16 protein-coding genes are annotated in these 11,481 nt (G+C 67.0%); 5 read left to right on the forward strand and 11 right to left on the reverse strand.

From position 1 onward, the window contains the following. Positions 1-14: 14 nt before the first annotated feature. The gene (locus PSm6_RS26465) at positions 15-878 is read right to left on the reverse strand and encodes a LysR family transcriptional regulator (RefSeq protein ID WP_265168731.1); all 864 of its coding nucleotides are present in this window, start codon (positions 876-878) and stop codon (positions 15-17) included. Positions 879-1,188: 310 nt separating this feature from the next. Between PSm6_RS26465 and PSm6_RS26470 the strand changes: the two genes are divergently transcribed. Next, entirely contained in the window at positions 1,189-1,716 is a 528-nt protein-coding gene (locus PSm6_RS26470; protein ID WP_021221015.1) for a fimbrial protein, read from the forward strand. Between the two features lie 110 nt (positions 1,717-1,826). Here the strand turns inward: PSm6_RS26470 and PSm6_RS26475 are convergent, their stop codons facing one another. Next, positions 1,827-2,138 carry a hypothetical protein gene (locus PSm6_RS26475; RefSeq protein ID WP_021221016.1) on the reverse strand — a complete coding sequence of 104 codons (312 nt, stop codon included), beginning with the start codon at positions 2,136-2,138 and terminating at the stop codon, positions 1,827-1,829. Positions 2,139-2,222: 84 nt separating this feature from the next. Here PSm6_RS26475 and soxR point away from each other — a divergent pair, with 84 nt between their 5' ends. The 3 genes from soxR (at position 2,223) to PSm6_RS26490 (ending at position 4,136) form a co-directional block, all read left to right on the forward strand. Continuing rightward, positions 2,223-2,696: a redox-sensitive transcriptional activator SoxR gene (soxR, locus tag PSm6_RS26480; protein ID WP_021221017.1), complete on the forward strand. Its 474-nt coding sequence runs from the start codon at positions 2,223-2,225 to the stop codon at positions 2,694-2,696. A gap of 140 nt (positions 2,697-2,836) precedes the next feature. Then, positions 2,837-3,277, forward strand: coding sequence for a type II 3-dehydroquinate dehydratase (gene aroQ, locus PSm6_RS26485; protein ID WP_184489987.1), 441 nt, complete (start codon positions 2,837-2,839; stop codon positions 3,275-3,277). 4 nt (positions 3,278-3,281) lie between these two features. Further along, positions 3,282-4,136, forward strand: a complete 855-nt coding sequence (locus PSm6_RS26490; protein ID WP_043245062.1) for a shikimate dehydrogenase — start codon at positions 3,282-3,284, stop codon at positions 4,134-4,136. Here the strand turns inward: PSm6_RS26490 and PSm6_RS26495 are convergent, their stop codons facing one another. The 9 genes from PSm6_RS26495 to PSm6_RS26535 form a co-directional block, all read right to left on the reverse strand. After that, positions 4,137-4,574: a YybH family protein gene (locus PSm6_RS26495; RefSeq protein ID WP_021221020.1), complete on the reverse strand. Its 438-nt coding sequence runs from the start codon at positions 4,572-4,574 to the stop codon at positions 4,137-4,139. Positions 4,575-4,640: 66 nt separating this feature from the next. Continuing rightward, complete coding sequence (locus PSm6_RS26500) at positions 4,641-5,873, reverse strand: RNA polymerase sigma factor (protein WP_043245061.1); 1,233 nt, start codon at positions 5,871-5,873, stop codon at positions 4,641-4,643. Continuing rightward, on the reverse strand, positions 5,873-6,622 hold the full coding sequence (locus tag PSm6_RS26505) for a DUF899 domain-containing protein (RefSeq protein WP_021221022.1): 750 nt from the start codon (positions 6,620-6,622) through the stop codon (positions 5,873-5,875). The genes PSm6_RS26500 and PSm6_RS26505 overlap by 1 nt, the downstream gene beginning before the upstream one ends. Before the next feature lie 18 nt (positions 6,623-6,640). Beyond that, positions 6,641-6,997 (reverse strand): YciI family protein, encoded by a 357-nt coding sequence (locus PSm6_RS26510; RefSeq protein ID WP_265168733.1) that lies wholly within the window; start codon positions 6,995-6,997, stop codon positions 6,641-6,643. A 196-nt stretch (positions 6,998-7,193) separates the two neighbouring features. Then, a complete protein-coding gene (locus PSm6_RS26515; RefSeq protein WP_265168734.1) occupies positions 7,194-7,691 on the reverse strand; it encodes a hypothetical protein in 498 nt (165 codons plus the stop codon). Between the two features lie 758 nt (positions 7,692-8,449). Next, positions 8,450-8,809: a hypothetical protein gene (locus tag PSm6_RS26520; RefSeq protein ID WP_043246943.1), complete on the reverse strand. Its 360-nt coding sequence runs from the start codon at positions 8,807-8,809 to the stop codon at positions 8,450-8,452. A 115-nt stretch (positions 8,810-8,924) separates the two neighbouring features. Then, positions 8,925-9,260, reverse strand: coding sequence for a DUF2388 domain-containing protein (locus PSm6_RS26525; RefSeq protein ID WP_021221027.1), 336 nt, complete (start codon positions 9,258-9,260; stop codon positions 8,925-8,927). Positions 9,261-9,336: 76 nt separating this feature from the next. Beyond that, positions 9,337-9,915, reverse strand: a complete 579-nt coding sequence (locus PSm6_RS26530; RefSeq protein ID WP_265168735.1) for a cupin domain-containing protein — start codon at positions 9,913-9,915, stop codon at positions 9,337-9,339. Between the two features lie 98 nt (positions 9,916-10,013). After that, positions 10,014-10,160, reverse strand: a complete 147-nt coding sequence (locus tag PSm6_RS26535) for a hypothetical protein (RefSeq protein WP_158481006.1) — start codon at positions 10,158-10,160, stop codon at positions 10,014-10,016. 470 nt (positions 10,161-10,630) lie between these two features. Here PSm6_RS26535 and PSm6_RS26540 point away from each other — a divergent pair, with 470 nt between their 5' ends. Then, complete coding sequence (locus PSm6_RS26540) at positions 10,631-11,473, forward strand: STAS domain-containing protein (protein WP_265168736.1); 843 nt, start codon at positions 10,631-10,633, stop codon at positions 11,471-11,473. Positions 11,474-11,481 lie beyond the last annotated feature (8 nt).

The raw sequence follows: 11,481 nt of genomic DNA on the forward strand, positions 1-11,481 counted from the left end.
GCCCCGCACCGGGCTCAGAGCGTGGCTTCCCAGCGCTGCGACCAGTCGATGTCCTCGCCCACTACATCGCGCAACACGGCGATGGCCTGCTGCAGCAGCGGCGAATCCTTGTCGCGGGAATAGACCAGGTAGGTCGGGTAGGTGAATTCCGGCGCGCGCTCCACGCGCTTCAGCTGGCCGCTGTCCAGGTAGCTCTGCACCACGCGGGTACGGAAGTAGCCCGAACCGCCGTGCTGGAGGATGAACTGCAGCGCCAGCGGCCCGAGGTTCACCGTGACCGCAGCGCGGGCCTTGTCCGGCAGCGCGGCGTCGTGCTGCTGGCGGAAGGTCGGGCCCCAGTCCACCTGCACATAGGGCTCGGGGTTGGCGGTGGAGCGGATCAGGATGAGTTTTTCCTCCAGCAACTGCTCCACCTGCATGCCCGGCCAGTACTCCGGCTGGTAGACCAGTGCGGCATCCAGCAGGCCCAGCTCCAGCTGCTTCTGCAACTGCTGCCCGGGCGCGACCTCGACGCGCACCGCATGGGAGGGAATGCGTTCGCGCAGGCGGCTCATCCAGCCCAGCAGCAAGGGGTTGCTCAGGCTCTGTTCGCCGCCAATGGCGAGCAGGTCGCGATAGCCCTTGGGCAGCGGCAGGTCACGTCGCGCGGCTTCCCAGGTCTGCACCAGTTGCGTGGCGTGACCGACGAACACCTCGCCTTCGGCCGTCAGCCTCGCACCGGCGCGGTTGCGCACGAAGAGCTTGCAGCCCAGCTGGTTCTCCAGGTTCTGCACCCGAGCGGTGATCGCCGTCTGCGTCACGTGCAGGCGCTCGGCGGCGGCGACGAAGCTGCCGCTACGAACGATTTCGAGGAAGGTGCGCGCCAGGTCGATGTCCAAGGTACTGACTCGTTGAGAAAGGTGGAGATTTTAGCAAGAGCCACCCAACGATTTTCAGGTCGGAACCTGCTGAATAGCCACGAAGGCAAACTCCTCGGAACAAGCCTGCTGACGGGGCGACTATTCCTACAACCCATATGGATTGCGGACTCCATTCGACCTGGAAAGCCCTCGTTATCATTGCGCTCGCTCTGCTGAATGCGATCCAGCTCTCATTATCGAGGCTGCAGCGCGATTCGGTTCTGGTTCCGACTCTCGAGGTCAACCTTTAATCCGGCGCGTGGAGCCAGGCGCCATCAAGGAGAGATAAATGAAGAAGTTCCTCACCACCAGCGCGGCACTGGTCGGTTTTGGCCTGAGCAATCTGGCGCTCGCATTCGACGGCACCGTCACCATCAAGGGCGAGGTTTCCAGCAAGACCTGTGATATCGCCACCCCTGCCCTTAACCAGACCGTGCAACTGCCGGTCGTCTCCCAGAGCTCCCTCGTGGCAGGCCAGAATGCCGGCCTCACCCCATTCGTGATCGCACTCTCCAACTGCACCCAGGGTTCCAAGGTGAAGGCGCACTTCGAGATAGGCCCGAACGTCGACCCCGCCACCGGTACCCTGAAGAACGAGCTCAGCGGCGCTGACGCCTCCAACGTCGCGGTGCAGCTGTTCAACAAGGACCAGGAGCCCATCAACCTCGCCACCGGCGAGAACAACCTCGAAGAGCTCAGCGGCGCAGGCGGCAACGCCTTCATTGGCCTTTTCGCGGCATACCACGCGCCGCGCGGCGCAGATGCCCTGCCTGGCCAGGTCAGCACCAGCATCACCTACACCATGAGCTACGAGTAAGCCCCTCGGCTCGCCCGGCACTGCCGGGCGAGTCATTCATGCGACACCCCGCCCCAACCTCCTCGTTATTCCAACCTCCCCACACCTTCACCGAGCTGCCGGACGAGCCGTCATGCCTCCTCGGGCGCATCGAAGCGCACCGCCTTGGCGCCGTAGCGCCAGATCGCCTCACCCAGCAGGCGCGCGCTGCAGGAGTCGCCGTCCAGGGCCGCCTGCGCCGCATCGGCCGAGGCCCAGCGGCTGCGCTGGATCAGCCAGCGGCCATCGGCGCTCGTCTCCAGGCTGGTGGACAGCAGCCCCACCTGGGCTTTCAGGCAGGCGGCCAGGCGCACCCCCAGGTCCTCCACCAGCGCCGGCAGGCAGGCCGGGTCGGCCGCGAAATGAATGGATGAGACGACGCCCTGCAAATGCTCGTTGGTCATGCCGAAACTCCTTCTACCGTTGTGCAATGCTGGCGGCGAGGGTAAAACCTCAACTTAACTTGAGGTCAAGAGGAAATGGCACGCATGCCCAAGGTGACGGCGAGCAACATCGGCAAGGCGCTGACGGTGGGCCAGGTGGCCGAACGCAGCGGGGTGGCGGTCTCCACCCTGCACTTCTACGAAGCCAAGGGACTGATCAGCAGCACCCGCAACGCCGGCAACCAGCGCCGCTATCCACGGGAGGTGCTGCGGCGGGTGGCGGTGATCAAGGTGGCCCAGCGCCTGGGCATCCCCCTGGCGTCCATCCACGCGGCGCTGATGACCCTGCCGGAAGGTCGCACGCCCACCGCCGCCGATTGGCATGCGCTCTCGGCGCGCTGGAAGGCGGAGCTGGACGAACGCATCCGTCGCCTCACCCAGTTGCGCGACCAACTCGACGGCTGCATCGGCTGCGGCTGCCTGACCATGGAGGTCTGCCCCCTGCGCAACCCCGGCGATGAACTCTCCGACCTGGGCAGTGGGCCGGTGCTGCTGGACACGGGCGACGCCGTCGAGTGACCGATTATCGAACGAAATAACCCAAGGCAAACCCACCGCCCGCCCGCCATCGATTGATTAAATTAACCAGTTAGTACATTTTTCATTGCAACGCTCCCCGTGCATTCGGGAGGGTTCATAACAATGGAGAAATGTCCGCGATGTCCCCCACCCTGCTGGTCCTCAACGGCCCCAACCTGAACATGCTCGGCACCCGCGAGCCCGCCAACTACGGCCACGAAACCCTCGCCGATATCGAGCGGCTGTGCTGCGAAACGGGCGCTGCGCTGGGCCTTGAGGTCGAATGCCGCCAGACCAACCACGAAGGCCAGCTGATCGACTGGATCCACCAGGCGCGCGGCCGCTGCGCCGGCATCCTGATCAACCCCGGTGCCTGGACCCACACCTCGGTCGCCATCCGCGACGCCCTGGTGGCCAGCGAGCTGCCGGTGGTCGAGGTGCACCTCTCCAACGTCCACAAGCGCGAGGAATTCCGCCAGCACTCCTTCGTCTCCGCCATCGCCGTCGGGGTCATCTGCGGCCTGGGCAGCGACGGCTACCGCGCCGGCGTGCAGCATTTCGCCAAGCGGCTCGCGGGGTGAGGCCATGACTGCACATGCAAGCGTTCTCGCCGGCCTGATCGGCTCAGGCATCCAGGCCTCGCGCACCCCTGCCCTGCACGAGCACGAAGGCGATGCCCAAGGCCTGCGCTACCTCTACCGGCTGATCGACCTCGACCCGCTCCAGCTCGATGTCAGCGCCCTGCCCCAGCTGCTGGAAGCCGCCGAGCGCACCGGCTTCACCGGGCTCAACATCACCTTCCCCTGCAAGCAGGCGATCATCCCGCTGCTCGACGAGCTCTCCCCCGAGGCACGCGGCATCGGCGCGGTGAACACCGTGGTGCTGCGTGGCGGTCGACGCGTCGGCCACAACACCGACTGCCTGGGCTTCGCCGAAGGCTTCCGCCGTGGCCTGGGCGACGTCGCCCGTGAGCGCGTGGTGCAGATGGGGGCCGGTGGCGCCGGTGCCGCAGTGGCCCATGCGCTGCTAGCCGAAGGCGTCGGCACGCTGGTGATATTCGATGTCGACGCCAGGCGCGCCCAGAGTCTGGCGGACAACCTCAACCAGCACTTCGGCGCCGGCCGTGCCCACGCGGGCAAGGACCTGCCCGGCGCCCTGGCGACGGCGGAGGGCCTGGTCAACACCACGCCCATGGGCATGGCCAAGCTGCCCGGCACACCGGTACCGGCCGAGTTGCTACGGCCCGCCCTGTGGGTCGCCGAGATCGTCTACTTCCCCCTGGAAACCCAGCTGCTCAAGGACGCCCGCGCCCTCGGTTGCCGCACCCTGGACGGCGGCACCATGGCGGTGTTCCAGGCGGTGAAGGCCTTCGAGCTGTTCAGCGGCAACGAGGCAAACGCCCAGCGCATGCTCGAACACTTCCGCCGCCTCGGTGCCTGATCAGGGCTGCAGGTCGAACAGTGCCTGGCCACTCTCCATGTCGAAGGGCGCGGAGAAGTGGTCATGGACGATGCGCCACTTACCGCCGCTGCGCTGGTAGCCGCAGCTGACGCGCATGTAGCCCTGCTGTTCGACCCCTTCGGCGTTGGTGCCGCCGCACAGGCAGAGGAAGTGGGCGAAGCCGACATCGCCACTGGCGCGGATCTTCACGTGCTGCGGGTCGAAGATCGAATGTCCCTGGCACATCTCCATGCAGTAGGCCCAATGCGCGCCATAGGCCTCACGGCCGACGAACTGCAGCTGGAGGATGGCGTCATAGGCCACCACCTCCTCGGCATAGAAACCGACGATGCGCTTCACGTCCTTGCTGCGTACCGCCTCGGCCCAATCGGCCAGCAGGGCCTGGATCTCGGCGACGGCCTGTTCATTGCTGCTCATGCTGTTTCTCCTTCGTGGTCCAACCCTGAAAACCCATAGCCCGGGCTTCAGCCCGGGCAATCCACATCACTGCCCCAGTTCCGCCAGGCGCCGCTCGATGAAGCGCCGTTCGGTGTCCTGGCGGGTCAGCCCCAGTGCCACCCGGTAGGCCGCGCGGGCCTCGTCGCGGCGGCCGAGGCGGCGGTAGAGATCGGCGCGAGCCGAGTGCGCCAGCTGGTAGTCGCGCAGCTCGCCGCGCTCGAGGATGGCCTCGATCAGCACCAGCCCGGCTTCCGGCCCCTGGTGCATGGCCACCGCCACCGCGCGGTTGAGTTCGATCACCGGCGAGCCGATGCCGCGCTGCAACACGCCATAGAGCGCGACGATCTGCGCCCAGTCGGTGGCCTCGGGCGTGGCGGCGCTGGCGTGCACGGCGGAGATGGCCGCCTGCAGCGTGTACATACCGATGCGCCGCGACGCCAGGGCGCGCTCCACCAGGGCGCAGCCCTCGTCGATCTGCTGGCGGTTCCACAGCGCACGGTCCTGGTCCTCCAGCAACACCAGCTCACCATCCACGCCGGTGCGGGCCTGGCGCCGCGAATCGTGCAGCAGCATCAGCGCCAGCAGCCCCATGACTTCCGAATCCGGCAGCAGCTCCAGCAGCAGGCGCCCCAGGCGGATGGCTTCGGCCGAAAGGTCGGCGCGGGTCAGCGAATCCCCGGAGGTGGCCGAGTAGCCCTCGTTGAACACCAGGTAGATGACCCGCAGCACGTTATCCAGGCGCTCCGGCAGCTCGGCCATGGCCGGCACCTGGTAGGGAATGCGCGCGTCGCGGATCTTCGCCTTGGCGCGGACGATGCGCTGGGCGATGGTCGACGGCGTGGCGAGAAAGGCCCGGGCGATCTCCTCGGTCTTCAGGTCGCACACCTCGCGCAGGGTCAGCGGCACCTGGGCGTCCGCCGGCAGCGCCGGGTGGCAGCAGGTGAAGATCAGGCGCAGGCGGTCGTCTTCCACATCCTCGATCTCCTCGGGCTCGTCACGCTCCAGCTCGATGATCAACTGCGCCTGGCGCGCATCGAAACGGGCGCGCCGGCGCAAGGCGTCGATGGCCTTGAAGCGCCCCGCCGACACCAGCCAGGCGCGCGGGTTGGCCGGCACGCCGTCGACCGGCCACTGCTCGACGGCGGCGATGAAGGCGTCGTGCAACGCCTCCTCCGCCAGCTCGAAATCCCCCAGCAGGCGGATCAGCGTCGCCAGCACCCGGCGCGACTCCTCGCGGTAGGCCGCTTCCACCCGCTGGCGGGCCTGGGTCACCTCCATCAATCGCCCCCGGCCTTGGCCGAGCAGCAGTCGTGGCGCGGGCCAGCGCCTTCGTAGCGGTCGTGGTGGCGCACCCAGTCCATGATCTCGTCCTCGTCGCGGCCCTTGGGCAGCAGGTCGAGGAAGTTGTAGGTGCCCACCAGCATGTCCAGCCCGCGCGCGTAGGTGGAATAGGTGTGGAACACCTCCCCCGAGGGCAGGCGGAAGAACACGCTGAGCCCAGGCATCTCCTCGCCGGGGTCGCGGCTGGTGTCGTAGTTGTAGCGGGCGGTGCCGGCGGCGATCGCCTCGGGCGTGGCGCTGACGCCGAAGTCGGCGTTGAACGCGCAGCCGTGGGACGACACCCACTTGAACGCCCAGCCCATGCGCCGCTTGAAGTCCTGGAACTCCTGCCAGGGCGCACGGGAGACGGCCACCAGGCTGACGTCGTGGTGGGCCAGGTGCAGGTTGGCGCCGTCGAAATGGTCGGCGAGGAATGAGCAACCGTCGCAGCCCTCCTTCCACCCCGGCCCGAACATGAAGTGGTAGACCACCAGGGTGCTGCGGCCCGCGAACAGCTGCTCCAGCGTCTCCTGCCCCGTGGGGCCCTCGAAGCGGTAGGCATCGCTCACCCGCTCCCAGGGCAGGTCGCGGCGGGCGGCGCTGAGTTCGTCACGCAGGCGGTTGAATGCCTTCTCCTTGCGTAGCAGCTCCTTGCGGGCGTCCAGCCACTGTTCGTGGCTGACCACGGGATGGGATTCGATCTTCATCGGGGATTCCTCCGTTGTTCAGAGCCTGGGCAGTTCCTTGATGGGGCGGATCTCGATGCAGCCCAGGCGGGCCGGCGGGATCTTCGACGCGATCTGGATCGCCTCGTTGAGGTCCTTGGCATCGATCAGGTAGAAGCCGCCCACTTGCTCGCGGGTCTCGGCGAAGGGGCCGTCGGTGATCGACAGCTTGTCGCCCTGCAGGCGCAGCGTGGTGGCGGTCGCGGTGGATTGCAGCGCCTCGGCGGCGATGTACTGGCCGCTGCGTTGCAGGCGCTGCTCGTATTCCATGCAGTGGCCGACGATGGATTCGAAGCGCTCGGCGGGCATGGAATCGAGCACGGTCTCGTCGAAGTAGATCAGGCACAGGTACTTCATCATTCGCTCCTTGTTGTGGGGCTTGCATCCATAGTCGAACGGCAGCGGGCCGGATCGACAGGCCCGCTGAAAAAAAGTCGTCCAAGCATAGACAGTGATAGTCCGTCCGCCCTTGGCCGGCCCTTCGACCGATTGGTGCTAAGGGGCCTACTCCTGGGAACGGGCGCCTATAACGCGCCCCATGCCATCGGTTCCGCTAGCGTCGCCGGGCGATCTGCACCGCCACCGGCGCCAGGGGGAAGGTCACCGCCGGCAGCTGCTCGATCACCTCGAAGCCCACTGCTTCCAGCACCGTGACCAGCTCCCCCGACAGCGGCAGGTAACGGCCCTGCATGCGCAGCCCCAGGTAATAGGGCAGCACCCGCGCCGCATCGGCCCAGCCGCCCGGTGGCGGCCCGGCGGGCACCTCGCCGGCAAGCCGGCCTTCCAGTTGCGCACCCAACGCCCGCAAGGTGCGCAGGCGGAACAGCAACGCATCACCGCAGTAGCGCGGCGCCTGCGGGTGCAGGTAGCAGGCGGCCACCGGCGCGTTGCAATAGGCGCCTTCACCCACTTCCGTCCACGACAGCAGGCCCATGCTCCATAGTTGGTCCAGCAGCGCCCGCGCGGGCGATGCCTGCCAGCCCTGGGCGGCGGCGTTGCTGTAGGTCGGGTACAACCCGACATGGGCGGTGCAAGGCTTCGCAGATTCCACCCGCCCTACAGAATGGATTCCCGCACTCGCACCGCATGGGTTTCGCTTCGCTCTACACCATCCTACGTACGCCACTGCCATGTAGTCGTAGGTCGGGTGCAACCCGACATTGACGGTGCAGGGTTTCGCGGGTTTCACCCACCCTACGGATGACCAACCTGGAGGGGCGAATTCATTGGCTCTGTCTGCGTTAAGTGTTGCTAGAAGAGTGGAGTCCAGCTGATTGCCGAGCTTTGCTGGTGCTTCTGGTTTCGCCCCCCCGGGCGAGTCCCTTTTCTCAATCGCCAGAAAAGGAACCAAAAGGGCTTGCCCCTGCATACGGGTCTGGCTGAAGCCAGACTTCCCTCGCTCCATCATCGTTCCAGGGGCACGCCGCGAAGGGCCATCCCTGGCCCATCGCGGCTCTCGCGACATCCATGTCGCTCAACCCCTTCCACGACGATTCGCTCGGCCTCCTGGGAAGGGGCGTTTGGCGGCTGCTCCAGCTTTCTTCGCCCAGCGCATCACCACGTGGTGCGCACGGACTTTCGTAGGATGGGTCGGGCGGCGTTCCGCGAGCGAAGCGAAACCCATGCGGTGGCAGAACCCTTGGCCCCCGGAAAGCACCGTGCTTGAGCGCTTGCTTTAAAGCCACAACAGCTAACGCCGACAGAGCCAATTCATTCGCCAAGCGATGCGCAGCATCGCCGCACCATCACCGTTTCCACGCCGGCCAGAAACGAAAAGACCCCGCCTAAGCGGGGCCTGTTCCTCCTCGATCACCAGCGGCGCGGGCCGCCGCCGTGCCAGTGGCGCGGCGGGCCGTAGTAAGGGCCGGGGCCGTAGTAGACGGGTTGGGCGACCACCGCCGGCTGGTAGTACACCGGTTGTGCCGGGTAGTAATAGACCGGCGGGGGCGGCGGTGGAGGCGCATAGACGACCGGAGGCGGTGCCACGTACACCGGGGCGGGCTGTACATAGACCGGGGCCGGGCGCGACGCGACGATGGCACCGCCGACAACGGCCCCCACGACCGCCCCGATCACGGCGGGGCCGGCATCATGCCCGTGGGCCGAAGCCTGGCCGGCCAGGGCGGCGGCGCCCAGCAACAGGGCAACCTGGGGCAAACGACGAAACATGACTCCTCCTGTACCCGGTGAAGGAATGGACCGGGACACAGGATCAGACAACGGCGCGGAATCGCCGCTCACTGGCGCTGGGTAAAGGTTGTGTAAGGGTGACCAATGGTGGGCGTCAGGGCCTCGCTGCGATGGCCTGGGCCCAGGCCATGTCGCGGGTGGCCGAGCCGTCGCGCAGCAGCTGCAGGGCCTGCTCCAGGTGCGGCCCACGGATGACCCCGGCGGACGCGACGAAGGCCAGGGCATCCTCGCGGGCGCGGCTCAGCTTGAGCTGCTTCTCGTCACTGCTGAGGTCGGTGGTGGCGATGATGCTGATCATCGGCGAGACCAGGGTCATGGAGAACGCCGCCTCGAAGGCGTTAGCCGGTTGCTTGCCGTTCGGTGGCGGCTCGGCGGCCTGCACGTGGGCGGCCAGCAGCACGGGCAACAGGGCCAGGGGCCTGGTCAGCATGGGGTCCTTCCTCGGTCGCGGCACTCAGGGCGATGGCCGAGGGTGCACCGATGGCAACGGCCGATCAAGCTCGGCGTCAGGCCACGCGCCACGCCTGGGTCAGCACACCGTCGCGCCCGGTCAGCGGGTCGGCCACCGGGGTCGGCACCTGGGCGATGCGCCGCACCGAGGCCAGGTAGCGGTCGGAGCCGGCGCGCTGGATGTCATAGTCCTCCTGCCCGCGCGGGTAGGCACCCACCACGAGAAAGTCCTCGCTGGCTTCCAGGCAGCAATGGCCCGTGCCGGCCGGCAGCACCAGGGCATCGCCGGCGCGGACGTGGATTTCCCGTCCGGCCTCGCCACCGAGCATCAGCCGGGCGTGGCCGCTGGCAACGCCCAGGGCTTCGTGGGCACTGGCGTGGTAGTGGTGGTAGTCGAACACCCCGGCACGCCACAGCGGCGCCCAGCGATGGGCGGCAAAGCGTCGCTCGAAGGCGGCGGCGCGGTCCGCCTCGCGCCAGAGCACGCCTCGGTAGAGCAGCACCGGGAAGCAGCTGTTGGGGGTGCGGCCGTCACCTTCGAAGAACAGCAGCTCGGGTTCGGCAGGCCCCACGGCGGTGGAAATCAGGGGGCGGCGTGCGGGACGCGTGGCGAAGTGGGTCAGGCTGGCAGGCATCTGGCGGTCCTCCGACTCGGTGTTATCTGAAGGTGGGAGCCTCATCGGCGGCCTGGGTTCAATTCCATCGACCCATCGGCCCCTAATCCACCCTCAGGTCATCGGCATAACCGCACACACTCCGCCAGGCGCAGGCGCGCCCGGGTCGCCTCGATGGGGTGGCAACGCATGAAGTCGAGAAAGGGCCGGTCGACGCAATACAGGCCGCATTCCGGGCAGTCGATATGGGCGTAGTCGTCGGTCAACAGCAGTTCGCGCGGGCGCGCGCCGCAGATCGGGCAGCACTCGCGCAGGCAGGCTCGTTGCCGGGCAGGTGTGGTCCGCCGTCGGAGCGCGCCATGGCTCGCTCCCTATTGCCTCCAGGCGAGGCGCTGCGGCGCGCTCGAGGTAGGCATGAGCCATGATCGTCTCCTGTTGCGGCTCATGAACTGAGGCCACGCCAGGACCCACCCGTTCAACATTTAACCCGGGCCAAGCGGCAGCAGCTGCCTGTGTTCACTGCGCTTTTTGCAACTTCCGATCGCACCAAACGCAGCGGCTGCAATCCTATGGCCAGGGAGCCCCGTCAGGCGTGTGACGCCCGTTGCACGAAAAGCGCTGCAAACTCGGTTCCCATTGTTCTTTTTGCGGGTGCGCCTTGCTAGTGTTGAGCATTTTTTGCGGCTCAAGGCCGCCCCGCTCATCCAACGAGCCTTCTGCGACAGGGAGTTAACCAATGTCCACAGCGTCCACCGCCGTTCTAGCCGATCTGTTGAAGCAAAACGAAAAGCCGATCCTCGACAAGTGGATGGCCGCCCAGCGCAGCGCCGGCATCCGCTCCGACCTGATCGACGACCGCACCGTGCAGGAGAACTCCCGGGAGCTGCTCAAGGCCCTGACCGCCGCCATCGCCGAGGGCGGTGAAGACTTCCAGGCAGCAGCCTGGAAGCCGGTGCGCTCGCTGCTGGAGCGCCTGTCCCAGGCCCAGAGCCGCCAAGGCTTCACCCCGTCGGAAACCGCCACCTTCGTGCTCTCCCTCAAGGAGCCGCTGTTCCGGCGCATCCAGGACCGTGGCGACAACGCCATCGAGCTGGTCTGGATCACCACGCGCCTGCTCGACAAGCTCGGCCTGTACAGCATGCAGGCCTTCATGGCCGGCCGTGAAACGGTGATCCGCGAGCAGCAGGAAAGCATGCTGGAACTCTCCACCCCCGTGGTGCAGCTGTGGAAAGGCGTGCTGGCCATCCCGCTGATCGGCTCCCTGGACAGCAACCGCACCCAGGTGGTGATGGAGGCGCTGCTGCAGAAGATCGTCGAGACCGAGTCCGACATCGCCATCATCGACATCACCGGCGTGCCCACCGTCGACACCATGGTCGCCCAGCACCTGCTCAAGACCATCACCGCCGCCAAGCTGATGGGCGCCAAGTGCATCATCAGCGGCATCCGCCCGCAGATCGCCGCCACCATCGTCCACCTCGGCGTCGAGCTGGGTGACGTGATGACCAAGGCGTCCCTGGCCGATGCCTTCCAGCTGGCGCTCAAGGAACTGAACGTCCGCCTGGTCGGCGGCCGTTAAGGGGAACG

Source organism: Pseudomonas solani (assembly GCF_026072635.1).
In the GTDB taxonomy this organism is placed as follows: domain Bacteria; phylum Pseudomonadota; class Gammaproteobacteria; order Pseudomonadales; family Pseudomonadaceae; genus Metapseudomonas; species Metapseudomonas solani.